Raw genomic sequence first — 23,682 nt, 5'->3', positions numbered from 1 at the left:
TGATGGCTGACGACCCAACCCCCACACCCCCGCCGCTGGCCGAGAGCCGGCGCCACCAGATGTTCCCGGTGCTGAGCCCGGCGGAGATCGCGCGCATACGCCGCTTTGGCAGCGTGCTGCATTTCAAAAGAGGCGACAGGCTGTTTGCCGCCGGCGAGCCCGGCCCCGGCATGTTTGTGGTGCTCAAGGGCTCGGTCACCATCACCCAGCGCGACGGCCTGGGCCATGTGGTGCCCATCGTCACGCAGGGGCCGGGCCAGTTCCTGGCCGAGGTGGGCCAGCTGTCGGGCGCGCCGGCGCTGGTGGACGGCCATGCCGAGGACGAGGTGGACACCTTGCTGGTGCCGCCCAGCCAGCTGCGTGCCCTCATCATTGCCGAAGCCGACCTGGGCGAGCGTGTGGTGCGCGCGTTGATTTTGCGGCGTGTCGCGCTGATCGAAGCCGGCGCCAGCGGCCCGGTGCTGATAGGCCGGCCGCAGTCGGCCGCCGTGGTGCGGCTGCAAAGCTTTTTGAACCGCAACGGCGAACCCCACCATGTGGTCGACATCGCCGAAGACGCCGATGCCGCCGCGCTGATGGTGGAGTACGGCGCCGCTGCCGGTGACGTGCTGGCGGTTTGCCCCGACGGTTCGGTGCTGGTGAACCCCGGCGAAAACCAGCTGGCCCGCTGCATGGGCATGGTGGACACCGCCGAGCGCAGCGAATTGTTTGACGTGATCGTGGTGGGCGGCGGGCCCGCCGGCCTGGCGACGGCGGTGTATGCGGCCTCCGAAGGCCTGCAGGTCATCGTGCTGGACTGCCGCGCCTATGGCGGCCAGGCCGGCGCGAGCGCGCGCATCGAGAACTACCTGGGTTTCCCGACCGGCATCTCGGGCCAAGCCCTGGCCGGCCGCGCTTATGTGCAGGCGCAGAAATTCGGCGTGGAGATGCTGATCCCCGCGCAGGCCCAGTCGCTGGACTGCGCGGCCAAGGCCATCAAGGGCGAGCTGCATGTGAAGCTGACCGACGGCCGCGTGCTGCGCGCCAAGACCGTGGTGGTGGCCAGCGGCGCGCGCTACCGCCGCCCCGAGGTGCCGCGCCTGGCCGAGTTTGAGGGCCGCGGCGTCTGGTACTGGGCTTCGGCGCTGGAAGCCAAAATGTGCAGCCAGACCGAGGTGGTGCTGGTGGGCGGCGGCAATTCGGCCGGGCAGGCCGCGGTGTTTTTGTCGCAGCACGCGGCCAAGGTCAACATGCTGGTGCGCGGCCCCAGCCTGGCGGCCAGCATGTCGCGCTACCTGATAGACCGCATAGACGCCACGCCCAATATCGAGCTGCTGCCGCAGACCGAGGTGGTCAAGCTGCACGGCGACGGCAACGCGGGCCTGAATGCCGTGACCTGGCGCAACCGCCAGCGCGGCACCGAACACGACGCCGAGGTGCGCAATGTCTTCCTGTTTGTCGGCGCGGACCCGGAAACCGCCTGGCTGGACAGCTGCGGCGTGGCCCTGGACGCGCACGGCTTTGTGCGCACCGGCGAAAGCGTGACCTGCAAACATTCCGACTACAAACCCGCGCCGCTGGAGACCAACATCCCGGGCCTGTTCGCCGTGGGCGACGTGCGCAGCGGATCCGTCAAGCGCGTGGGCGGCGCAATCGGCGAGGGCGCTGCGGCGGTCGCGATGATTCACCAGCACCTGGCGGCCATGGAACGCGCCGCGGCAACGGCCTGAGGAGATTCCTGATGCGTATCAAACCCTGCGACCATGTCCCGGCCAAGAATCATTCACCGAATGCCAGAGGCTGCGAAGAGTGCCTGGCCATGGGCGGAACCTGGGTGCACCTGAGGCTGTGCGTGCACTGCGGCCATATCGGCTGCTGCGACGACTCCATCAACCAGCATGCGAGCAAACACCATGAGGCCACGGGCCATGCGGTGATCCAGTCCTTTGAACCGGGCGAAAGCTGGATGTGGTGTTATGAGCACCAGCTGCAGGTGGGCTAGGGAGGGTTAGGGCGCGGCAGGCGGCGGCGCGGCCTTCGCCGCCTTCGTGAACTCCGTGGTGGCCACCATCACCGGGCTGGATCGCGGGCTGCGCTGCCAGTGTTCGTCGGCGGCTTTTTGCACCGCGTCCTTGTCGTAGTGGCCCTTCGAAAGATCGGCCCAGACATGGACATAGGTTGTGCACCAGGCATCCCTGGCCTCATTGACCTTTTGTTCGGAGAATTCCGGATTGGGTTCCGGGGCGGGAATGGAGTCTGGGGCCATGCTGTCCATCCTAGCGGCCGGGGGCGGACCCGTCCACCCCGGCCGTCTTCTGGATATTCAGCGCTTGAGCAGCCCGGAATACATATCCAGAACCGCCCCGAAGTTCTTGCAGGCAACGCCTTTTCTGGCGATGTTGTCCTGTGCAAGTTTTCTCTGGTTCTCAATCGCCGCGGCAAGAACATCTTCCTGTTCGGACCTGGACAGCCCTCTTTTGGCGCCCTCGGCGCGTATCGCATCGGTTGACTGGCGGTATAGGGGCAGGGTTTGCTGCTGCCAGCTGTTGAAAGCGGGCCGGACGGCAACTTGCTGCCTCTCGCAGTGCTCGGCACTGAGCTTTGCATGCTCAAAGTACAGAAGGTTTTCTCCCGCATCCTTGAGCGACATGGCGAAGGCCGCCTGAAAGCTTGCGAAAAAAAGCGCGAGGACCATCAGCGACTTTTTCATGCGGGGTCTCCTTGGGGATTCGGCGGATGCAAAAAGGCTTTAGCGGGAAACGTAGGTGCTGTCGCCATGCGGCGCAGCCATGAACGCGGGCAACTGCTCAGCCCGCGCGGAAAACTCGCGCAAGGCCGGGAAGTCCGCCGCGTTCACCACCTCGGGCAGCATGGCCCGCGTGAAATGCCAGCTGATGCCTGCGGTCACGCCGTCCTGGCCCATGGTGTCGCTGCTCACGGCCAGGGGTTTGCGCTGCAGCTCGGCCTCAAGTTCGCCGTAGGCCGCCAGCAGCTGGCTGCTCACGCGCGACACCCAGGGCTGGTGCAGTTTCTCGGCGGGGCGCAGCATGCGTTCGTAAATGATCTGCACGCTTTTTTCGCAGGCGGCCAGGGCCAGGCCAATCACGCGCAGGGCCTGCTGGCGCTCGGCCAGCGTGGAAGGCATCAAGCTCCTGCCGGCCGGCGCCTGCGCCGCCAGCGCTTCGGCATAGTCAATGATGAGTGTGGAATCCATCAACACCGTGCCGTCGTCGCAGACCAGCGAGGGCGCTTTGACGACCGGATTGATGGCGCGGAATTTCTCAAAGGTGCTGAACACCGAGACCGACTGGTGCTCAAAGCGCAGGCCCAGAAGCTGCAGGGAAATGGCTACGCGGCGGACGTAGGGGGAGTCGAGCATTCCTATGAGCTGCATGGGAGTTCCTGTTCAGGGTTGGCCGGTCACGAATGCGAAGGGAATCAAGAAGACCTGACGTTTATACCGCGCAAGCGGCACATGCACAGGCCTTGTGCGGAAACCAGATGAGGCACCGTGTCAGCCGTCGCTATGCACCGTGAAGGTCCGGGCCAGTTCGCTTAACTTTTCAAGCTGCCAGGCGAACTCCCCTTCAAAAGCCGATGGGTCGGTGACCGCGTAACCGCCGTAACCATAGACGGCAGCGTAAGCCGCGTAGCCCGCTGCGTCCAGGGCCTGGCCGGCAAGGGCATTGGCCACGGCGTAGGTGGCGGAGACGGCTGCGTGGGCCGAGCCATCAATGGAGTTGGATCCCCTGTGGCTGTTGGCCACCCCGGCAATTTCCTGTGCCGCCTTCGCCAGGGCGGGCCGGTCTGATGTGCCTTCCACAAAAGATCTAAGGACCGCCAGGCAGCGAATGGCCTGAGGGCTTTCGAGCAGGTGTTCCGTGCGTTGTGCGCAGGCCAGGCCAAAGGCAAGGCGAAGCGGCTCGCACTGCGGCTCGTTCATGTGGATCGCGGTTGCCAGACGTGAGAGTTCCTCGTTCATGACGCATCTCCTGGGGATGAAGCCATCGTAGCGCTGAAATCCGGTTGGCGCCGGGAAGCTGCCGGCATGAATCGTTCACCTGGTTTGCCCTTCGGTTACTTCGAGTTACTTTGGAATATCGCGATTGACAGTCAACAGCGCCGTACCGCACATTACGGACTGGCATCACAACAGCAAGAACCATCTGGGAGGCTTATGACAATCACAAAACAACTTGTGCTGCTGGGCATGGCTGCAGGCTTGGGCCTCACACTGGCCGGTTGCGGCAAAAAAGACGAGACTCCCCGGCCGGCGGCAACTGCGGTGCCGGCGGCGGTCGCGCCACCTGCCGCAACGCCTTCGGCGCCTGCGTCGGCCGCCTCCGCCGCACCTGTTGCGATGGCGCCTGCCGCATCCACCGATCCCGACAGCCCGACGCCCTTGCCCGCGAAAGAAATCAAGGGCGTGGGCATCAAGCAGAAGCTGAGCTACTACTACGCGCTCAACGGCGGCCCCGGCGCCATCAAGATCACCGCCACGGCCAAGAACTCGCCCAGCGGCGCGACCCAGGCGCTGGCCTTTGGGCTGTATGACCTCAAAGCCAACAAGCTGTGTTCCGAATCACACGGCAACACCAATGCCGACAAGACCCTGGTGATCAACTGCCAGGTCGAAAAAGCCCAGCCGCTGATCCTGCGCCTGGACCTCAGCGAAGAGACGATTGATTACGCGCTGGCGCTGGAAGGCCCTGTCGAGCTGCCGGTGCCGCAGGCGGCCGGTGCGGCCCCGGTGATTGCGGGCGCGGGCTCCACCGACATCGACGAGCCGACCCGGCTCAAGGGCAACCGCATCAAGGGTGAGGGCATCAAAAAGGCCGTGTCGTATTACTACGCCTTCAATGCCGGGCCGGGCGAGCTGGTCGTGACGGGCGACGGCAAAAACATCTCGGCCGCCACGAGCAATGCGCTGGCGGTGAGCTTGTACACCTTGCGCTCCGAACGGCTGTGCGAGCTTTCCCTGGGCAACACCACGCTGGACAAGCGCGGCGTGATGAGCTGCAAGGTCGACAAACGCCAGCCGGTGATCCTGCGGCTGGACCTGTCGGCGGAAACGGTGGATTTCCGCGCCAGGTTCGAAGGCCCCTACGACTTCGACGCATTCACGCCGCCCAAGGCGGTCACCATTGCGCTCGATTCGGCCGTGCTCTTCGATACCGGCAAGGCGGTGCTCAAGCCCGAAGCGCGGCAGACGCTGCATGAGGCGGCCGACCGGGTGAAGAAGTTCGCCGATGCGGCGGTGATGGTCTCGGGCCATACCGACAATGTCGGCAATGAGGCCGCCAATCAGGCACTTTCAGACAAGCGGGCCGCCGCGGTGAAGGACTATTTTGTGTCGCAGGAGGGCGTGCCCGCGGCGGGCCTTGCGGTGAAGGGTTATGGCAAGTCGCAGCCTGTGGCCGACAACACCACCGAGGAGGGCCGGGCCCGCAACCGGCGCGTGGATGTGGTGATCACGCCCAAAGGCAAATAAGCAGACCGCCAGGCAAGCGGCGGCCCGGTTCACGGCGATTTGCCGGGGGCATTTTGCGGCAGCGCGGGGCCGGCGCGCATGGGCAACAGCAGCAGTACCAGATACTTTTGCCTTCGCACCAGCTCCAGCAAAACCAGGGGCAGCATCACCCCTGCGGCAAAGCTTGCCGCGCCTACGGACACCTCGTTGCGGCTGACGTGGGACAGCAGCAGAAAAACCCGTCCCTGCACGACGTAATGGAACAGCAGGATAAACAGGCTTGCCGACCCGATATAAGCCAGCGGGCGCCGCAGTAGCGCATGGCGCTGCAACAGCGCGGAAACACTCAGCACAAGATAGATGCCCAGCCCCGCCTGCAAGGTGGCGATGAGCGGATGGCCGTACACCCGCAGGTTCAGGTCCATGGTTTCGCCGGAACAGCTGTGCAGCGCGGCGAAGGCGAGGGCAGCGGCCGCAAACTTGAAGAGGCTGAAACGCAGGGCCGCCACGGGCTTGCCGAGCAGATGGCCGAAGAGCATGAAGGGTGTGCTGACCAGGAGCAGGTCCAGGCTCCAGGGAAGGCCGGGCAAACGCTCCAGGCCCATGAAGCGCAGCGCCTCCCCGGTGCCGGTTTGCCAGAACCCGTCTATGCAGCCCACGCCGGCCGCCAGCAGGGCAGAGGCGAGCAGCCACAGCGCGGTGTTGCGCCTGGGAAGATTCCGGGTGGCGCGCAGCAAAGCCGTGGCCAGGACCGAGGCGACAAACAGATGCGGCAAGAACCACAGCGGTGTCCAGGCAATGGTGGGCGCGGTGCCATAGAGGACGCCGGTGAAATACGCGAGCGGCGTGGTGCCGGCCACCGGTACAGCCTGCGGGGCCAGCATCTCGCCGATGCCCAGCAGCAGCAACACGGCGAAGTAGGGCTTGAGCAGCGTGTCGGCGCGCGACAGTAGCGATTTCCCGAGGTCGCCGCTGTCCTTCAGGAACAGGCCCGACAGGAAAAAAAAGAGCGGCAGGTGAAAGGAATAAATCACCCGGAAGAGCTCGCCTCTTTCCTGCAGGACTGTCCAGTTATGCCCCAGCACCACAAGGAGGATGCCTATGCCCCTGGCGATGTCGATGGCGGGGTTGCGGCGGTTCATGGTGGGGGAAATCATCGATGCCTGCGGTGTGCCGGCGGGCGCGGGGCCCTGGTGATGGGGGGGACGCACCCATGGTAGCAAGGCTTTGTAAGCGCCTTGAAACAGCGCTTAACAGGGTGTTGAACAGTCGCTGAACAGGCCTTGAACGGACCTTGAACGGGCTCGGTGTCCATGGGCACCGAATGCCGGATTGCGACTATCCCACTTCAAATTTCCAGCCACGGACAATTCGCCGCAATGGCGGCCGGGAAATCGAATATGGTCCGGCAATCAGCGACCGCCGGGGGCTACTCCACCCCCGATTCCGACACCCGCCAGCCCTTCGTAGGAGACCACCATGGCATTCGTGATTCAACCCGTTGCCCGGGATGTTTTTGACTCATTCTGGACACCCGACCTCAAGCGCAAGATACGCAAGTTCGTCCACTCCGCGGACGCCGCTTCCCAGGAACTCCAGCATCAGACCTGGGCCGTCGACGAAGGCGTCAAGGCCTGCCTGCTGCCGGTTTCGCTGGCCGGCAGGACGGATGCCGCCTGGTGTTACGCCTTTGTGATGGACGGCGAGTTTGCCGTGGTGCGGCATGAAAGCTACTGCGTCTATTCCTTCGTGGGCATCTCGCCGGGCCTGGCCGACAAGCTCGACGGCGTGAAACGCCTGATCGCGGAGGCGCTTCGTGTGGGCGGGGAGTTCCTGGACGGAAAGTCCGGCAACGACGGGCTGTTCGCCGTGCCGGATGCGCAGTTCATACGCCACTGAAGCGGCGCCGGTGCCTGGGGCCTGTCCCTATATCAAGCGCCGTATCGTTTTTTTCTTCCACGCCAGCCGGTAATAGGCGGTCTGCAGGCCCAGCATCGCGATAAAGGTGACGGGGTAGGCAATCCAGATGCCGTTGATGCCTATGCGGTGGCTGAGCACCCAGGCCGTGGGCACCTCGATCAGCGCGATGCAGAAAATCGAAATGCCCATGGGCACCCAGACCGTGCCGCTGGCGCGCATGACGCCCGAGACCACGCCCTGCATGCCGAAGACCACGCTGCTCCACAGCATGATGTGCAGCAGGGTTTGCGACAGCTCTATCACCGGTTCGCTGGTGATGAATAGGGCCATCAGGTGGCGCGAGAACAGATAGCCCAGCAAGACCAGCACGCCGGTCAGCGCCAGGTTCATCTGCAGCCCGGTGCGTGTGATGGCGCCCAGCCTGTCGGTGCGGCCCGCGCCTATGGCCTGCGCGCCCAGGATGGAGGCGGTGATGGCGATGGAAATGGCCGGGAACTGCACATAGGCCACCACCTGGTTCACCGCGCCATAGGCCGCCGTGGCGCTGGAGCCATAGCCGTTGACCAGCGAGAGCAGGGCGATCTCGGCGAGCGAGATGACGACCAGCTGCGCCCCGGTGGGTACGCCGACCTTGAGCACGGTCTTGAGGATGGCGGGGTTCACGCGCAGCAGGCGCCTGAATTCGGCGTCGGGTGCCAGCGGGCTCTTGATGGCGTGCAGGCGCCGGGCCAGCCAGGCGGTCGAGACCAGGAAGGACAGGATGGTGGCCACCGCGCTGCTGGCCACGCCCAGCTTGGGCAGGCCGCCCCAGCCCAGGATGAGCGCGGGCGTCACGAGCAGGCCGCAGGCGGTGGAAATGCACAGCGTGTACAGCGAACTCACCGTGTCGCCCACGCCGCGCAGCATGGAGGTCGACAGCAGGAAGACGAACAGCCCCGGCATGGCGACCAGCATGATGCGGGCATAAAGCGTGGCATCGGCCAGGATGTCGGGCGGTGTGCCCAGGGCCTTGAGCAGCGGCGCGGTGAAGGCGCCGCCAAAAACGGCGACCGTGAGGCCGAATCCCGCGCCCACCGCCAGGGTGGTGCCGGCGACGGCCTTGACCTTGCCGGTGTCGCGCGCTCCCCAGGCCTGGCCTATCAGCACCGACGCGCCCGCGCCCAGCCCGATGGTGAAGGCGATGAGAAAAAACATGAGCGGGAAAAAGCTGGTCACGGCCGCCAGCGCTCCCACACCAATCATCTGGCCGATGTAGATGTTGTTGATCGTGCCCGAGAGCGATTGCAGGATGTTGCTGAGCAGCATGGGGCCCAGAAAGGCCGCGAAGGTTTTCCACATCGGCACGCCCTCGCTCAGCGTTTTGGCGGCGGGCGGCGTCATTCGGCGCTCCAGCCGGCGGCCGCCAGCTTCGCCAGCTGCAGGCGAACGTCTTGCGGCCAGGGCGCGACCAGGCCTTCGAATTTGGGCTTGTCGCCCGCGAACAGTGCGCGGCTGGCTTCTTCAAAGCCCGCGAAATCGCCGGCCATCTCGCTCATGAAGCGGTAGGCGTTTTCGCGCGAGGTGCGTACGCTGACCCGGCCTTCGCTGGCCTTGCGCGACTCATCAATCAGCCGGCGCAGGGTGACGGAGGCACCGCCGGGCTGGCTGCCCAGCCATTCCCAGTGCCGGGGCAGCAGCGTGACCTCACGCGCGACCACACCGAGTTTGGGCCGGCCCACGGGGCGCGCGGCGGATGTTTGCGGCGCTTCAGCGGTGGCCGGCGAGGACGGCAAATCCGCCTCGGGGCGCAGGTCCAGGTCTATGCGCTCGCCGGTGGCCTCGTTAAAAACACGCAGCAGCTCTTCGGTGCTGGACAGCTTGCGCAGCGCGCCGAGGACTTGCGCAGGGTCGCCGGCGGCAACTTGCCGGAAGCCTGAGAAGGCGACCAGGCGCGGGGAAGTTTCAGGAGATGGTTGGGATGGCATGGCAACAGGCTCAATAAATGGCAAAAAAGAGGATTAATTTAATCCGGGTGAATTAATTTTATAACACCCGGGTATAAATTGTCCAGCCCTATTGAAGCCGGGTGCAATTATTTACATAGGCTGAATTTCATCTAATTAACCTATTTAATATTCTTTTGAGTTTGAGCTTCAGGCTTCTACATTCGCTGTCTGTTCAAAATTAAAAGCGCCTCGCGGTTTTCCACAAGAAGCTCGAAGGCGGCAAAAGTCAGCGGGATTTCATGATCGAACTCAAAGGTATTGTTCAAACCTACCAGGGCCCCACGGGCCCGGTCGAAGCGCTCAGGGGCGTCGACCTTCACATCCAGCCGGGCGAGGTCTACGGCATCATCGGCCGCAGCGGCGCCGGCAAAAGCTCACTGGTGCGGGTCATCAACCTGCTGAACCGGCCCTCCGCCGGGCAGGTGCTGGTGGGCGGCCGCGAGCTGAGCTCGCTGGGCGGCGAGGCGCTGCGTGTGGCGCGTCGCGACATCGGCATCATCTTCCAGCACTTCAATTTGCTTTCCTCGCGCACGGTCTACGGCAACGTGGCCCTGCCGCTGGAGATCGCCGGGCTGCCGGCCGATGAGATCAAGGCCAGGGTCGGGCCGCTGCTGGAACTGGTGGGCCTGAGCGCCCTGGCGGACCGCTATCCGGCGCAGATCAGCGGCGGGCAAAAGCAACGCGTGGGCATTGCGCGTGCGCTGGCCAACCGGCCCAAGGTGCTGCTGTCGGACGAGGCCACCTCGGCGCTGGATCCGGAAACCACACGCTCCATCCTGGGCCTGCTGAAGCAGATCAACAAGGAGTTCGGCCTGACCATCGTGCTGATCACCCACCAGATGCAGGTGATCAAGCAGGTGGCCGACCGCGTCGCGGTGATAGACGCGGGACGCATTGTGGAAAGCGGGCCGGTCATCGACGTCTTCACGCGGCCGCAGCACGAGACGACCCGCAGCCTGATTGCCGAGATCGTCCCGCAGGACTTGCCCGACAGCGTGCTTGCGCGCATCCGGACACTGATGAGTGCAGAGCACGCCGAAGAAGGCCAACTGCTGCGCCTGGCGTTCGCGGGCGATGAGTCCGACCGGCCGCTGCTGTCGGACGTGATCCGCCGTTTTGGCATTGATCTTTCCATCGTGCACGGCCAGGTTGATGAAATCCAGGGAAAACCTTTCGGCTCGCTCGCGGTGTTCGCGCGCGGCGCGCGTGCCCAGCTCAGCGCGGCGGTGGCGCATCTGCGCGGCGCCGGGGTGCATGTCGATGAAGTCGGCGCGGATCTGACCGGGAGGCTCGCCAGTGTTCAGTAATTTTTCGCAAGCCCTGCTGGAGCTGTTTGTCAGTTCGCTGTGGGAGACCATCATCATGGTCGGCATCTCGGGCCTGGTCGGTGCGCTGATAGGCGTGCCGCTGGGTGTCTTCCTGCGGTTGACCGATGAGGGCGGCGTGCTGCGCAACGCGGGCGTGAACCGCGTGGTCGGCGGCCTGGTGAACGCCGTGCGCTCCACGCCTTTCATCATTTTGCTGGTGGCCATCATCCCGCTCACGCGCTTTCTGACCGGCTCCTCCATAGGCACGGCAGCCGCAGTGGTGCCGCTCACGATTGCGGCGGCGCCCTTTATCGCGCGCCTGGTGGAGGCTTCGCTGCGCGAGGTGGACCACGGCCTGATCGAAGCCGCGCAGGCCATGGGCGCGAGCACGCGGCAGATCGTGCTCAAGGTGCTGCTGCCCGAGGCGCTGCCCGGCATCGTCGCGGGCCTGACCATCACCTTTGTGAGCCTGACCGGTTATTCGGCCATGGCCGGCGCGATTGGCGGCGGCGGCCTGGGCGACCTCGGCATCCGCTACGGCTACCAACGCTTTTTGCCCGAAGTCATGCTGGCCGTGGTGCTGGTGCTGATCCTGTTTGTACAGGCGGTGCAAAGCCTGGGCGACTGGGCCGTGCGCAGGCTGAGCCACAAATGAGCCGAGCCTTCATCGCCTGTCAACAGCGATGTTGACTCCCTGAGTTTCTCCCTCCTCCGGGGGAGAAGGAGCAAGACAGAAACCTCTCCCAGGGGAGGAGGGGACAAGATTTTTTCAATTCATCCAAAGGAAACACCATGAACAAACGCACTCTCATCCAATCGGCCGTCGCGCTCGCGCTGGCCGCCTCATTCTCCTCTGCCGTGCTGGCGCAGGACAAACCCCTGAAGATAGGCGTCACCGCCGGCCCGCACGCGCAGATTTTTGAGCAGGTCAAAAAGATCGCCGAAAAAGACGGCCTGAAAATCCAGGTCGTCGAATTCAGCGACTACATCCAGCCCAATGCCGCGCTGGCCGCCGGCGACCTGGACGCCAACAGCTACCAGCACAAGCCCTTCCTGGACCAGCAAGTCAAGGACCGCGGCTACAAGATCGTCAACGTCGGCTATACCGTCAACTTCCCGATCGGCCTTTACTCCAAGAAAGTCAAAAGCCTGGCCGAGCTGAAGGAAGGCGCGCGCTTCGGCATCCCCAACGACCCGACCAATGGCGGACGCGTGCTGCTGGTGCTGCAGGACAAGGGCCTGATCAAGCTCAAGCCCGAAGCCGGCCTCAAGGCCACGCCGCTGGATGTGGTCGAGAACCCCAAGAAGCTCAAGTTCGTGGAACTCGACGCCGCGCAGCTGCCGCGCTCGCTGGACGACCTGGACGCCTCGGCCGTCAACACCAACTATGCGCTGTCGGCAGGCCTCAATCCCAAGGACGCGATTGCGCAGGAAGCGGCCAAGTCGCCTTACGTCAACCTGCTGGCCGTGCGTGAGCAGGACAAGGACAAGCCCTGGGTTGCCAAGCTCGTGAAGGCCTACCACTCGGAAGAAATCCGCAAGTACGTGCAGGCCGAGTTCAAGGGCGCGGTGCTGGCCGGTTTCTGAAGCAAGCCTCCCAGGCCTGAGGCGCGCGCATGTCACAGCTGCTGACGCTTCCCGATGCCGGCGCCTTGTCCATACGCGCCAAGGCGCTGGTGTTCGAGGACCCGGGCTCGGTCGCGCTGCTGGCGCGCGTCGAGCAGGTCGCGCCCACCGACGCCACGGTGCTGATCATCGGCGAGACCGGCACCGGCAAGGAATTGCTGGCGCGCCGCGTGCACCAGGGCAGCGGCCGGCGCGGGCCTTTCCTGGCGGTTAACTGCGGCGCCTTCAGCGAAGCGCTGATCGATGCCGAGCTGTTCGGCCATGAAAGCGGCGCCTTCACGGGCGCCTCGCAAGCGCGCGCGGGCTGGTTCGAGGCCGCCAACGGCGGCACGCTCTTCCTCGACGAGATCGGCGACCTGCCGCTGGCCCTGCAGGTCAAGCTGCTGCGCGTGTTGCAGGAGCGCCAGGTGGTGCGCCTGGGCTCGCGCAAGCCCATTGCGCTGGATGTGCGCCTGATCGCCGCGACCAACGTCGACCTGCGCAACGCGGTGGCCGCCGGCCACTTCCGCGCCGACCTCTATTACCGCATCAGCGTGGCCACGCTGGAGTTACGCCCGCTGTATGAGCGCCCCGGCGACATCCTGCCGCTGGCGCGCCATTTCCTGGCCAGTTATTCGCAGCGCCTGGGCGTCACCGGTGCCAGGCTGTCGCTCGACGCCGAGCAAGCCTTGCTCGCGCATGACTGGCCGGGCAATATCCGCGAGCTCGAGAACGTCGTGCATTACGCGCTCATCGTGGCGCCCAACAGCGTCCTGACGGCGGTGGATTTGCAGGTGATCCAGCGCTCGGTCGCCGGCGCATCGCGCGGCCGCAGGCCGGCACCGCCGGCAGCGCAGGGCGAAGACACCGCGGCCGAACTTGTTCCCGCTCCCCCATCCGACGCGCTGCGCGAAGTACTGCTGCAGCGCATGAAGGCCGAGCAGCCCGGGCTGTTCAACCAGGTCGAAGAAACCCTGGTCAAGACCGCCTACGAACTGTGCGGCGGCAACCAGGTGCACACCGCGCGCCGGCTGGGCCTGTCACGCAATGTGCTGCGAACCCTGCTCAAGCGCCATGGCCTGCTCGATGCAGCGCATGATGTTTCAGAGCCGGTGGCATCGCTGGCATCGGCGACCGCGGACTGAGCCACTCACTGCTGCATTTTGCGCAGGGTGGTGCGCGCTGTGCTGCATTCATCACGGCACTGTTTGTTTTCCAGCAGCCGGGACGCCAAATCCCCTCCCCACAGGCCGGTTTCGCTGGCATGGCTTCTGCAGTAACTGGGCGGCATGCCACAGCCGCGCTGTTGGCATGCCGGCTGTCACACCTTCATTTTTTTCAAGGTCTTCATGTCCCAGCACATCCCAAGCACCCTCAGCGATTCCAGTGATTCCAGCGGCGCGCCGCAGAACCTCCCGCGGCGCGGCTTTCTTGGCCGGGCCGGCGCCGGCCTCGCCGGCCTGGCCGCCACGGCGGCAGCTCCGGCTTTGTTGACTGCGCTGCCTGCGGCGGCGCAGGGTAGCGCCACGGCGGAGCATGCCTATGACGAACACTTTCGCCAGCGCGCATCGGCCTTGCGTACCGGCCTGGCCAAGGCCAATGCCGAGCTGCCCATCCCGCCGCATCCCACCAATGGCGATGAAGACCGCTACCCGAACAGGATAGGTTCGGACAGCCGCGCCTTGCCGCACAACGCCCGCGGCGAGGTGGACCCGGCCGCATGGAAATTGGCCACCGCGGCATTCGCCTCGCGCGAGCCGGCTGACTTCGAGAAAATTCCGCTGGGCGGCACGCGCAAGCTGCTCAACCCGGTGGGCACGCTGGCTGTCAGCCTCGACGGGCTGAACGCCGGGCAATTCAGCTTGCCGCCCGCGCCGGCGCTGGCCAGCGCGGCGCGTGCCGGTGAAGCCGTCGAGCTGTACTGGAAATCGCTGCTGCGCGACGTGCCCCTGAGCGAATACCGCGAGGGCACCAGCCACAAGGACGTGTTGCTGGCCGCCGAAGAGATCAGCCGCGCGCCTGATTTCCACGGCCCCAAGGTCAACGGCCGCGTGACGCCGCAGACCTTGTTTCGCGGCGCGGCCTTGTATGTCGATGCGAAGGACCCCAGCGGCCGCACGGGCCGCTGGGTCACACCGCCTGGCGTTGTGGACGGTCCGGTGATTTCGCAGTTCCTCTACCGCGACGTGCCCTTCGGGCCGCAGAGCCTGTCCGCCCGCATTCGCAGCTACGCCCCGGCCGGCGAGTTTTTGACGGCCTACGATGAATGGCTGCATGTGCAAAACGGCCATTTGCCGCGCGGGCGGATCACCCAGGACCCGACCCTGCGTTACATCGCCACCGGGCGCGACCTGGCCGCCTACGCGCACGCCCCCGCCGCCTTCACGGTCGTCGGCAACCAACTGCTCAGCACGCCGGCATCCCCCGCCGACCCCGGCTACGGCGGGCTCTACCCGGGCGCGCAGATACCGCTGGCGCCCAACAATCCCTACCTGAGGTCGAAGACGCAGGGCGGCGCCTCCGGCACCTTTGGCGCGGCCTACTTCCAGTCCATTCTTTCGCTGGCTGCCTCGCTGGGAATCCGCATCAACTACTACCAGAAGTGGTATGCCCAGCGCGTGCTGCGGCCCGAGGCGTTTGGCGGCCTGGTGCACCACCGGCTGGCCAGTGGCGCCAGCGACTACCCGATCCACACGGCGCTGCTGGACTCCCAGGCGCTGGAGCGCAGCCGCGCCAAGAACGGCAGCTTCCTGCTCTCGCAGGTGTATCCCGAAGGCGCGCCCATCCATTCCTCCTACCCGGGCGGCGCGGCCATCATAGGCGCGGTCACGGCCACGCTGCTCAAGGCCTTTTACGACGAATCCCAGCCGTTTCCCAACCCGGTGCAGCCCGACCCGGCCGACCCGACGCGGCTGATCCCTTACCAGGGCCCGCCCCTGACCATAGGCGGCGAGCTCAACAAACTGGCGCTGAATTACGGCTCCGGGCGGTCCTGGGCCGGCATCCACTGGCGCTCCGACGCGGCGGCCTCTTATGCCCAGGGCGAGGCCCTTGTCATCAGCCTGCTGCGCGAACAGAAGGCCAGCTTTCGTGAGCCCTTCGAAGGTTTTTCCTTCACGCGTTTCGACGGCACGCGGGCCATTGTCTGAGCATCTGCTCCCGCGGTTTCACCCCATTTCCCATTCAAGAAAGGCATTCCATGACCCAGCTCAATTCCTCGTCCCATCCCACCCTCGACATCACGCCAGTGGCCGGCCGCATAGGCGCGGAGGTGCGCGGCCTGCGGCTGTCGGCGGACATTTCCGGCGACACCGTGGTGGCGCTCAACCAGGCGCTGCTCAGGCACAAGGTGCTGTTCCTGCGCGGCCAACAGCACCTTGATGATGCTGCCCAGGAAGCCTTTGCCCAGCGGCTGGGCGACCCGGTGGCGCACCCGACGGTGCCCACGCGCGAGGGCACGGGTTTTATCCTGGAGCTCGATTCGGCGCACGGCGGGCGTGCCAACTCCTGGCACACCGACGTGACCTTCGCGGTCGCGCCGCCCAAGATCTCGGTGTTGCGCGGCGTGGTGATTCCGCCCTGGGGCGGCGACACCGTCTGGGCCAACACGGCCGCGGCCTACCAGGGCCTGCCGCCGGCGCTGCGCGAACTGGCCGACAAACTCTGGGCCGTGCACGGCAATGATTACGACTATGCCGCGCATCGCCCGGAGAAAGACATCTCGGACGAGGGCGCCCGGCACTATCGCGAGGTCTTCACCCGCACCCTGCATGAGGCCGAACATCCCGTGGTGCGCGTGCACCCGGAAACGCGCGAGCGCGCGCTGGTGCTGGGTCATTTCGTCAAGAAGCTGGTCGGCTACTCGAGCGCCGATTCGCAGCACCTGCTGTCGGTGCTGCAGGAGCACATCATCCGCCTGGAGAACACCGTGCGCTGGCGCTGGACCCAGGGCGACGTGGTGATCTGGGACAACCGCGCGACCCAGCACTACGCCATCAACGACTACGGCGACCAGCACCGCGTGGTGCGCCGCGTGACCCTGGCGGGCGACGTGCCTGTCAGCGTGGACGGCCGGCGCTCGACGGTGCATGGCAAGGCGGCGCAGCCTGGTGGCGCCGCGAAGGCCGCCACACCCGCCGTGGCTGTTGCCGCCTGAAACCGGCATAAAAAAAGGCCTGCGGTGCAAAACCGCAGGCCTGAAAAATCCCACCCACTGGGACCCGATGAATGAATATGAGTTAAATGAGGGCTAGGCGACCTTCTGCGCCTTGACGCTGAACTGGTTGGCCGGCCGGTCCAGGCCCAGGTTCTCGCGCAGGGTGCGCCCTTCATATTCGGTGCGAAAGAGGCCGCGCCGCTGCAGCTCGGGCACCACCAGCTCGACAAAATCATTGAGCGATTCGGGCAGCACCGGCGGCATCACGTTAAAGCCGTCGGCCGCGCCGTTTTCAAACCACTCCTGCATCCTGTCGGCAATGGTCTGCGGCGTGCCCACTACCACCCAGTGGCCGCGCGCGCCGGCCAGGTATTCATAAAGCTGGCGCACCGTGAGCTTGTCGCGCCTGGCCAGCTCCAGCACCACATGGGCGCGGCTGTTCTGCCCGGGCGGCGGTTCGGGGATGTAGGGCGGCGGCGCGTCCAGGTTCCACTTCGTCAAGTCCTCGCCGGGCCAGAAGGTGTGCAGCGTGTTCAGGCCCACGCTGGGGTGGATCAGTTTTTGCAGTTCGGCCCATTTGGCCTCGGCTTCCTGCTGCGTGCGTCCGACCACCGGGGAGATGCCCGGTAGCACCAGCAGCTGTTCAGGCCGGCGGCCGTATTTGGCCAGGCGGCCCTTGACGTCGCGGTAGAAAGCCTGCGCCTCAGCCAGGCTGGTCCAGGCGGTGAAGATGGCTTCGGCCGAGGCCGCCGCCAGCTCGCGGCCGGGCTCGGACGAGCCGGCCTGCACGATCACCGGATAGCCCTGCGGCGGGCGCTCGAGGTTCAGCGGGCCGCTGACCTTGAAGTATTTGCCCACGTGGTTGAGTGCATGCAGCCTGGCCGGGTCGAAGTATTTGCCCGACACCGGGTCGCGCTGGAAGGCATCGTCCTCAAAGCTGTCCCACAGGCCTTTGACGACGTCTATGAACTCGTGCGCCTGTTCGTAGCGCACGCCGGGCTCGGGGTGCTTGTCCAGGCCGAAGTTGCCGTAGACGTTGTCGGCGCCCGTGGTCACCACATTCCAGGCGGCGCGGCCCTTGCTGAGGTGGTCCAGCGAGGCGAACTTGCGTGCCAGCAAAAAGGGGTCTTCATAGGTGGTGGAGGCCGTCGCCACAAAGCCTATGTGTTTCGTGACGGCCGACAGGGCCGCCCACAGCGTGACGGGTTCAAAGTAGGACACCCGGCCCTGCCGGCTGAAGGCCTCGTCGTCGCCGTGGAAGGCCATGCCCGGGCTGTCGGCGACAAACACCTGGTCGAACAGGCCGCGCTCGGCGGTTTTTGCCACCTCGATGTAATGGTCGATGTTGACGCCCGAATCGACCTGCGAGCCGGGATGCCGCCAGGCGGCGATGTGGTGGCCGGTGGCCATGATGAAAGCGCCCAGGCGCAGTTTGCGTTGAGTCATGAGATGTCTTTCTGTTTGGCGGGTCAATGGCGGATCAATGACGGGCAGGGGCCGGCTTCCAGGCCGTGAAGTGGCGCTCCAGCCTTTCGAGTACAAAGTTCACGGTGACGCCTATCGCGGTGATGGCGATGATCCCGAAGTACATGTCGGCGATCAGAAAGCTGAACTGGGCGTAGATGATCAGGTAGCCCAGGCCGGCCTTGGCACCCACCATCTCGGCCGCGATCAGCACCAGCATGGCCGAGGCCGCGGCCAGGCGTATGCCCACAAAAATGGTGGGAACGGACGCCGGCAGGATCACCTTGAGGAACAGCTGGCGCGATGAGGCGCCCATGGTGCGCGCCGATTTCACCAGCAGTGGGTCGACCTGGCGCACCGCCGAGATGGTGTTGAGCAGCAGCGGCCAGGCGCAGGCATAAACCACGATGGAGAGCTTGGACACCTCGCCTATGCCCAGCAGCAACAGGAACACCGGCAGCAGGGCCAGCGGCGCGGTATTGCGCAGCAGCTCGATCAGCGGATTCAGCGCATTGCCCAGGCGCTGGTACCAGCCTATGGCCAGGCCCAGCGGGATGGCCAGCACGATGGACAGCAGCAAGCCGCCCAGCGAGCGCGCCAGGCTGATGGAGGTGTGTTCCCAAAGCTGGCCGTTCAGCGCCAGCGCCCAGCCGGCGGCCAGCACCTCGGTCAGCGGCGGCAAAAAGGTGGGGTCGGTCAGGCCCAGGCGGGGCGCGAGTTCCCAGAGCAGGGCCAGCGCCACGACCAGGCCGGAACGCCAGGTGGCGTTGGCGAGCTGGTGGTAAAGCCGCAGCCACACCGGCGGTGTTTTGAGCTGCAGGGTTTGCGGCGATACATGGGCGGGATGGCTTCCCGGGTTCAGGGCAATGTCAGACATGGGTGGTTTCCTTGATTTGAGGCTGGGAGGCGATGCGCGCGCGGCGCTCCTGGCGTGCCGAGGCGACCTCGTCATGCAGCAGCGACCAGATCTCATGGCGCAGCTCGCCGAACAGCGGCAGCGAGCGCACGTCCTGGGTGCCGGCCCGCAGTGAGTCAGGGATGTCCACGACCTGCTTGATGCGGCCGGGCCGTGTGGTCATGACCGCCACGCGCTGGCCCAGCACCACGGCCTCGTCGATGCCGTGGGTGATGAACACAATCGTCTTGCCGGTGCGCTGCCAGATCTCCACAAGTTCTTCCTGCAGCGTTTCGCGCGTCTGCGCGTCCAGCGCGGCAAAGGGCTCGTCCATCAGCAGCACCTGGGGTTCGTAGGCCAGGCTGCGCGCAATGGCCACACGCTGCTTCATGCCGCCCGAGAGTTCGTGCGGAAAGCGGTTGGCAAAGTCCGTGAGGCCCACCAGTTCCAGGTAGTGCGCGGCCTTCTCGCGCCGGGCGCGCTTGCCCAGGCCCGCGACTTCCAGCCCGAAGGCCACGTTGTCCAGCGCGCTGAGCCAGGGAAAGAGGGCGTACTGCTGGAACACCACGCCGCGGTCGCGTGCCGGGCCGGCCACGGGCTGGCCGTCTATCAGCACGCGGCCGCTGGTGGGCAGGGCCAGGCCGGCCAGCAGGTCCAGCAGCGTGGACTTGCCGCAGCCGCTGGGCCCGACCAGCACCAGGAATTCGCCGGACTTCACGTCCAGCGTGACATCGTGAACCGCGACAAAGCGCCGCGCGGCACCGCCATCGTCGGCGCGGACGGTGAACTCCTTGCTGACGTTTTCAAAGCGGATCTTGGCGGCGCTCATTTGGCGGCCGCCAGTTTGTCGGCGTTGTTGAAGTAAGGGTTGAAGGCGTTGGTGTAGAGGTCTGCCGGCTTGACCTGGCCGGGCTTGAGCAAGCCGTCCTTGACCAGCCAGTCGATCCAGATTTTCAGTTCGGCGTCCTTGATCACGCCGCCGGTTCCCGCCACGCCGGTGCTTTTCCAGTACTGGATGCTGTCGGCGCTCTCGGCGCGTTTGCGACCTTCAATGATCTTGACGAAACGCGCCCGCACCTCGGCGGCCGGCGTGTTGCGTGCCCATTCGATGGAGCGCGCCAGCGCTGACACCAGGTGGCGGGTGGTGCCCGGGTTTTGTTCGATGAATTTGTTGTGCAGAACGATGGTGCCCGCGGTGAAATTGCCGTACAGGGCGCGGTCGGTGAAGAGCGGGCGTATGCCGCCGCGCTCCAGCGCCTTGTCGCGCAGCACGCCGCCCAGCGTGGTCACCTCCACATGGCCCTGGCGCAGCGCCTGCTCGCCGGTCACCGGCGGGGTGACCACCAGGGTCACCTGCTTGGCCTCGGCCTCGCTGAGCTTGGCGCGCTCCAGGTATTCGCGCACCATGAACTCGTGGTGCGCGCCCAGGGTGTTCACGGCGATTTTTTTGCCTATCAGGTCGCGCGCGGATTTGATCGGGCTGTCTTCCTTGACGTAGTAGCCGCTGTAGGTGTTTTCGTCGACGCCGTAGTAACCCAGCACCGCCTTGATGGGCGCCTTCTTGGCCAGCAGCTTGACGACCGCGCCGTTGAAGGCGCCGCCGAAGTCCACATCGCCGGTGACCACGCTCTGGATGTCCTGCGGGCCGCTGATGGTGTTGCCCACCCACTTGGCCTTGAGCGGCGCGAGGTAGCCCAAGTCTTCGGCCAGTTCTATCCAGGTGACCTGGCCGACCCAGCCCTGGTAGCGGATCTCGGTTTTCTCCAGCGGCGGGGCGGCATGGGCCTGGGTGGCCAGCAGGCCGAAAGACAAAGCGGCGAGGCCGAGTAAGCGGGTGATGTTCATGGCGTGAGGAGTGAGTGGTTGACGCGCTCCACAACGCAGCATCCATGCCAATGGTTTGGGGCCGATTCCGGCGGTTTTTGCCGGGTTTGGACGGCCAGCTGTTGCTTCTCCAACAGTTGGCTGGTGATCGGCTTACAGGGCCTGCACGGTTTGGCGCAGGCGAGAGGCCCAAGGACGATTTCGGTTTTAGGAATCTCGTTTTTGTTCTTTGGCGTTTTGTGCCGCGACCCCTAGAGTTCGGTTCATCGACCCCGGCTGCTGGCCATCCCCATCGAAATGGCGGCTGATCCGGGCTGTGTTGAACGACTGCCCAGGAAACAACGACGATGTCTTCTGAAACTTCCGAACTGGTTTTGCCCCAGGCCCTTGAAGCGGCGCGCGAGGCCGCGCAGCAAGCCGGCCTGCCTTATGCGGGCGGCGTGCCGCCGCAATTGGCGTGGCGGCTTTTTTCTTCGGGCGAGGCCTTGCTGGTCGATGTGCGCTCGGGCGAAGAGCGCAAGTTTGTCGGCCATGTGCCGGACAGCCTGCACGTGGCCTGGGCCACCGGCACCTCGCTGACGCGCAACCCGCGTTTTGTGCGCGAGCTGGAAGCCAGGGTGGGCGGCAAGGAGGCTGTGGTGCTGCTGCTGTGCCGCAGCGGCAAGCGCTCGGCGCTGGCGGCCGAGGCGGCGGCCAAGGCCGGCTTCACGCAGGTCTACAACGTGCTTGAAGGCTTTGAAGGCGAGATCGACGCGCTGCAGCATCGCGGCGTGGCCGACGGCTGGCGTTTCCGGGGCCTGCCCTGGGTGCAGGATTGAGGCCCCGCCATGGCTGTGTTTGATGTCAACCACATTGTGGGAGAGCTGCACGCGGTGCGGCAGGGCTGGCGTGAATCGCAAAAGCGTTCGCGCGAGCCGGGCGGGCGCGAGTTTCCCTCGCGTGACGCGCTGGCCGAGGTGGTCGAGGCGCTCAAGGGCGCGCTCTTTCCGATGCGCCTGGGCCCGCCCGACCTGCGCCAGGAGAGCGAGGATTTTTATGTCGGCCACACGCTGGACTCGGCACTGCACGGGCTGCTCGCGCAGGTGCGGCTGGAGCTGACCTACAGCGCGCGCCACCAGGGCCGCAGCGATGCCGGGACTGAGGCCGAAGCGCTGCTGGCCACGCGCAGTTTTGCGGCCGCCTTGCCGGCCATTCGCCAGCTGCTCGACAGCGACGTGCTGGCGGCCTACCACGGCGACCCCGCCGCCCGCAGCGTGGACGAGGTGCTGCTGTGCTACCCGGGCGTGCTGGCCATGATCCACCACCGGCTGGCGCACCAGCTGTACCGGCTGGGCTTGCCGCTGCTGGCGCGCATCGTGGCCGAACTCGCGCATGCGCAGACCGGCATAGACATCCACCCGGGCGCGCAGATAGGCGCGGGCTTTTTTATCGACCACGGCACGGGCGTCGTGATCGGCGAGACCGCCGTGATCGGCCAGCGCGTGCGCCTCTACCAGGCGGTGACGCTGGGCGCCAAGCGTTTTCCGAAAGACCTCGACGGCAAGCTGCAAAAAGGCCTGCCGCGCCACCCGGTCGTGGAAGACGACGTGGTGATCTACGCCGGCGCCACCATCCTGGGCCGTGTGACCCTGGGCAAGGGCGCGGTCATAGGCGGCAATGTCTGGCTGACCTACGACGTGCCGGCGGGCGGCAATGTCACGCAGGCGGTCTCGCGTGGAGTGGCCGGTGGGGAGGCCGGTGCGGAGGCCGCGCCGCAGGCCTTGGGGAGCGCACTGATATGACAGCGCTGGTCGAAAGTTTCGGCATCGCGGTGCGCCAGTCGCGCGAGGCCCAGGGCTGGTCGCAGGAAGGGCTGGCCGAGCGCTCGGACCTGAACCGATCCTACGTCGGCGAGATCGAGCGGGGCAGGGCCATCGCCTCGCTGGTCACCGTCGAAAAACTTGCGGTGGCGCTGGGCGTCACGCCGTCCACGCTGGTCACGCGCGGTGAGGCCATCAGCCACGCCAACCTGGTGCGCGGCCTCAACTTGATGGCTATAGCATGTTGAAGCCTGCCCGCAGGCCTTCGACACTGCAGCCCATTGTTTCTTTCTTCCATTTTTCTTTTTTCATTTTCTAACGAGGGAGTTTTTACATGTCGGCAACAGTGGGCGGAACCACCGCACTCGGCGATAACGCCGCGCGGCAACTAGCCAATGCAACCAAGACCACGGCGCAGCTCGAGACCATCTCGCCGCGCTGGCTCACCCACCTGCTGCAATGGGTGCCTGTGGAGGCCGGCATCTACCGCCTCAACAAGGTGAAGAACCCGGAGTCCATCAAGGTCAAGTGCACCGCGCGCGAGGAAGAAAACCAGCTGCCGCGCACTTTTGTCGATTACGAAGAAGCGCCGCGCGAATATTTCCTGAACGCGGTCAGCACCGTGCTGGACGTGCACACGCGCATCTCCGACCTTTACAGCAGCCCGCACGACCAGATCAAGGAGCAGCTGCGCCTGACGATTGAGACCATCAAGGAAAACCAGGAAAGCGAGCTCATCAACAACCCCGACTACGGCCTGCTGGCGCAGGTCGCGGAAGAGCAGCGCATCTTCCCGTTGACCGGCGCGCCCACGCCCGACGACCTGGACGAACTGCTGGCCAAGGTCTGGAAGGAACCGGCGTTTTTCCTGACGCACCCGCTGGCCATTGCCGCCTTCGGCCGTGAGGCCACGCGCCGCGGCACGCCGCCGCCCACGGTGAGCCTGTTCGGTTCGCAGTTCATCACCTGGCGCGGCATTCCGCTGATCCCTTCGAACAAGGTGCCGGTGGCCGACGGCAAGAGCAAGATCCTGCTGCTGCGCGTGGGCGACAAGCGCCAGGGCGTGGTCGGCCTGTTCCAGCCCGGCCTGCCCGGCGAACAAAGCCCGGGCCTGTCGGTGCGCTTCATGGGCATCAACAACCATGCGATTTCGTCTTACCTGATCTCGCTGTACTGCTCGCTCGCGGTGCTGACCACCGACGCGCTGGCGGTGCTGGATGACGTGGAGATCGGGAAATACCACGACTATCCCGATACCTATAAATAAAGCGCGGTGAA

Annotated in this window: 25 protein-coding genes; 14 read left to right on the top strand and 11 right to left on the bottom strand. The window is 65.5% G+C overall.

Translation table 11 applies throughout. The features are described 5' to 3' along the window. Positions 1-2: 2 nt before the first annotated feature. Both ACEN9P_RS24195 and ACEN9P_RS24190 read left to right on the top strand, forming a co-directional pair. Entirely contained in the window at positions 3-1,709 is a 1,707-nt protein-coding gene (locus ACEN9P_RS24195) for an FAD-dependent oxidoreductase (protein ID WP_477663803.1), read from the top strand. Between the two features lie 11 nt (positions 1,710-1,720). Beyond that, positions 1,721-1,981 (top strand): UBP-type zinc finger domain-containing protein, encoded by a 261-nt coding sequence (locus tag ACEN9P_RS24190; protein ID WP_495620703.1) that lies wholly within the window; start codon positions 1,721-1,723, stop codon positions 1,979-1,981. 6 nt (positions 1,982-1,987) lie between these two features. On the opposite strand, the gene ACEN9P_RS24185 is transcribed toward ACEN9P_RS24190, so the two are convergent. The 4 genes from ACEN9P_RS24185 to ACEN9P_RS24170 form a co-directional block, all read right to left on the bottom strand. Next, a complete protein-coding gene (locus tag ACEN9P_RS24185) occupies positions 1,988-2,245 on the bottom strand; it encodes a hypothetical protein (RefSeq protein ID WP_477663805.1) in 258 nt (85 codons plus the stop codon). Positions 2,246-2,302: 57 nt separating this feature from the next. Then, positions 2,303-2,689 carry a hypothetical protein gene (locus ACEN9P_RS24180; RefSeq protein ID WP_477663806.1) on the bottom strand — a complete coding sequence of 129 codons (387 nt, stop codon included), beginning with the start codon at positions 2,687-2,689 and terminating at the stop codon, positions 2,303-2,305. A 39-nt stretch (positions 2,690-2,728) separates the two neighbouring features. Next, the gene (locus ACEN9P_RS24175) at positions 2,729-3,373 is read right to left on the bottom strand and encodes a glutathione S-transferase (RefSeq protein WP_495620702.1); all 645 of its coding nucleotides are present in this window, start codon (positions 3,371-3,373) and stop codon (positions 2,729-2,731) included. 120 nt (positions 3,374-3,493) lie between these two features. Continuing rightward, positions 3,494-3,961: a hypothetical protein gene (locus ACEN9P_RS24170; protein ID WP_495620701.1), complete on the bottom strand. Its 468-nt coding sequence runs from the start codon at positions 3,959-3,961 to the stop codon at positions 3,494-3,496. A 195-nt stretch (positions 3,962-4,156) separates the two neighbouring features. Here ACEN9P_RS24170 and ACEN9P_RS24165 point away from each other — a divergent pair, with 195 nt between their 5' ends. Next, the gene (locus tag ACEN9P_RS24165; RefSeq protein ID WP_495620700.1) at positions 4,157-5,470 is read left to right on the top strand and encodes an OmpA family protein; all 1,314 of its coding nucleotides are present in this window, start codon (positions 4,157-4,159) and stop codon (positions 5,468-5,470) included. A 29-nt stretch (positions 5,471-5,499) separates the two neighbouring features. On the opposite strand, the gene ACEN9P_RS24160 is transcribed toward ACEN9P_RS24165, so the two are convergent. Next, positions 5,500-6,606 (bottom strand): acyltransferase family protein, encoded by a 1,107-nt coding sequence (locus ACEN9P_RS24160; protein WP_495620699.1) that lies wholly within the window; start codon positions 6,604-6,606, stop codon positions 5,500-5,502. 322 nt (positions 6,607-6,928) lie between these two features. Here ACEN9P_RS24160 and ACEN9P_RS24155 point away from each other — a divergent pair, with 322 nt between their 5' ends. Continuing rightward, positions 6,929-7,348, top strand: a complete 420-nt coding sequence (locus ACEN9P_RS24155; RefSeq protein WP_477663811.1) for a hypothetical protein — start codon at positions 6,929-6,931, stop codon at positions 7,346-7,348. Positions 7,349-7,375: 27 nt separating this feature from the next. Here the strand turns inward: ACEN9P_RS24155 and ACEN9P_RS24150 are convergent, their stop codons facing one another. Together ACEN9P_RS24150 and ACEN9P_RS24145 are read right to left on the bottom strand one after the other, a co-directional pair. Further along, positions 7,376-8,749: an MATE family efflux transporter gene (locus ACEN9P_RS24150; protein ID WP_495620698.1), complete on the bottom strand. Its 1,374-nt coding sequence runs from the start codon at positions 8,747-8,749 to the stop codon at positions 7,376-7,378. After that, positions 8,746-9,333 (bottom strand): DUF2239 family protein, encoded by a 588-nt coding sequence (locus ACEN9P_RS24145; protein ID WP_495620697.1) that lies wholly within the window; start codon positions 9,331-9,333, stop codon positions 8,746-8,748. The genes ACEN9P_RS24150 and ACEN9P_RS24145 overlap by 4 nt, the downstream gene beginning before the upstream one ends. A 260-nt stretch (positions 9,334-9,593) precedes the next feature. Between ACEN9P_RS24145 and ACEN9P_RS24140 the strand changes: the two genes are divergently transcribed. From ACEN9P_RS24140 to ACEN9P_RS24115, 6 genes are all read left to right on the top strand, one after another. After that, complete coding sequence (locus ACEN9P_RS24140) at positions 9,594-10,661, top strand: methionine ABC transporter ATP-binding protein (RefSeq protein WP_495620696.1); 1,068 nt, start codon at positions 9,594-9,596, stop codon at positions 10,659-10,661. After that, entirely contained in the window at positions 10,651-11,316 is a 666-nt protein-coding gene (locus ACEN9P_RS24135) for a methionine ABC transporter permease (protein WP_477663815.1), read from the top strand. The genes ACEN9P_RS24140 and ACEN9P_RS24135 overlap by 11 nt, the downstream gene beginning before the upstream one ends. Before the next feature lie 137 nt (positions 11,317-11,453). Then, complete coding sequence (locus tag ACEN9P_RS24130) at positions 11,454-12,248, top strand: MetQ/NlpA family ABC transporter substrate-binding protein (RefSeq protein ID WP_477663816.1); 795 nt, start codon at positions 11,454-11,456, stop codon at positions 12,246-12,248. A gap of 29 nt (positions 12,249-12,277) precedes the next feature. Then, positions 12,278-13,411: a sigma-54 interaction domain-containing protein gene (locus ACEN9P_RS24125; protein ID WP_495620695.1), complete on the top strand. Its 1,134-nt coding sequence runs from the start codon at positions 12,278-12,280 to the stop codon at positions 13,409-13,411. Between the two features lie 204 nt (positions 13,412-13,615). Then, positions 13,616-15,415 (top strand): phosphatase PAP2 family protein, encoded by a 1,800-nt coding sequence (locus ACEN9P_RS24120; protein ID WP_495620694.1) that lies wholly within the window; start codon positions 13,616-13,618, stop codon positions 15,413-15,415. 50 nt (positions 15,416-15,465) lie between these two features. Next, entirely contained in the window at positions 15,466-16,422 is a 957-nt protein-coding gene (locus ACEN9P_RS24115) for a TauD/TfdA dioxygenase family protein (protein ID WP_495620693.1), read from the top strand. A 93-nt stretch (positions 16,423-16,515) separates the two neighbouring features. Here ACEN9P_RS24115 and ACEN9P_RS24110 read toward each other — a convergent pair whose 3' ends face one another. The 4 genes from ACEN9P_RS24110 to ACEN9P_RS24095 are packed head-to-tail and all read right to left on the bottom strand — an operon-like array spanning position 16,516 to position 20,626. Continuing rightward, positions 16,516-17,868, bottom strand: coding sequence for an LLM class flavin-dependent oxidoreductase (locus ACEN9P_RS24110; RefSeq protein ID WP_495620692.1), 1,353 nt, complete (start codon positions 17,866-17,868; stop codon positions 16,516-16,518). Positions 17,869-17,902: 34 nt separating this feature from the next. After that, the gene (locus ACEN9P_RS24105; protein ID WP_495620691.1) at positions 17,903-18,763 is read right to left on the bottom strand and encodes an ABC transporter permease; all 861 of its coding nucleotides are present in this window, start codon (positions 18,761-18,763) and stop codon (positions 17,903-17,905) included. After that, positions 18,756-19,610 carry an ABC transporter ATP-binding protein gene (locus ACEN9P_RS24100; RefSeq protein ID WP_477663822.1) on the bottom strand — a complete coding sequence of 285 codons (855 nt, stop codon included), beginning with the start codon at positions 19,608-19,610 and terminating at the stop codon, positions 18,756-18,758. Before ACEN9P_RS24100 ends, ACEN9P_RS24105 begins: the two co-directional genes overlap by 8 nt. Beyond that, on the bottom strand, positions 19,607-20,626 hold the full coding sequence (locus tag ACEN9P_RS24095; protein WP_477663823.1) for an ABC transporter substrate-binding protein: 1,020 nt from the start codon (positions 20,624-20,626) through the stop codon (positions 19,607-19,609). The genes ACEN9P_RS24100 and ACEN9P_RS24095 overlap by 4 nt, the downstream gene beginning before the upstream one ends. A 326-nt stretch (positions 20,627-20,952) precedes the next feature. Between ACEN9P_RS24095 and ACEN9P_RS24090 the strand changes: the two genes are divergently transcribed. The 4 genes from ACEN9P_RS24090 to ACEN9P_RS24075 all read left to right on the top strand — a co-directional run bounded on the left by ACEN9P_RS24090 (position 20,953) and on the right by ACEN9P_RS24075 (position 23,671). After that, on the top strand, positions 20,953-21,423 hold the full coding sequence (locus ACEN9P_RS24090) for a rhodanese-like domain-containing protein (RefSeq protein WP_495620690.1): 471 nt from the start codon (positions 20,953-20,955) through the stop codon (positions 21,421-21,423). Positions 21,424-21,432: 9 nt separating this feature from the next. Further along, positions 21,433-22,386, top strand: coding sequence for a serine O-acetyltransferase EpsC (gene epsC / locus ACEN9P_RS24085; RefSeq protein WP_495620689.1), 954 nt, complete (start codon positions 21,433-21,435; stop codon positions 22,384-22,386). After that, positions 22,383-22,652: a helix-turn-helix domain-containing protein gene (locus ACEN9P_RS24080; protein ID WP_477663826.1), complete on the top strand. Its 270-nt coding sequence runs from the start codon at positions 22,383-22,385 to the stop codon at positions 22,650-22,652. The genes epsC and ACEN9P_RS24080 overlap by 4 nt, the downstream gene beginning before the upstream one ends. 86 nt (positions 22,653-22,738) lie before the next feature. Further along, positions 22,739-23,671 (top strand): family 2A encapsulin nanocompartment shell protein, encoded by a 933-nt coding sequence (locus ACEN9P_RS24075; RefSeq protein ID WP_074574500.1) that lies wholly within the window; start codon positions 22,739-22,741, stop codon positions 23,669-23,671. The last annotated feature ends 11 nt before the right edge of the window (positions 23,672-23,682 follow it).

The sequence above is a fragment of the Polaromonas sp. Polasp52 genome, assembly GCF_059491565.1.
This window is presented reverse-complemented; position numbering and strand designations above follow the sequence as displayed.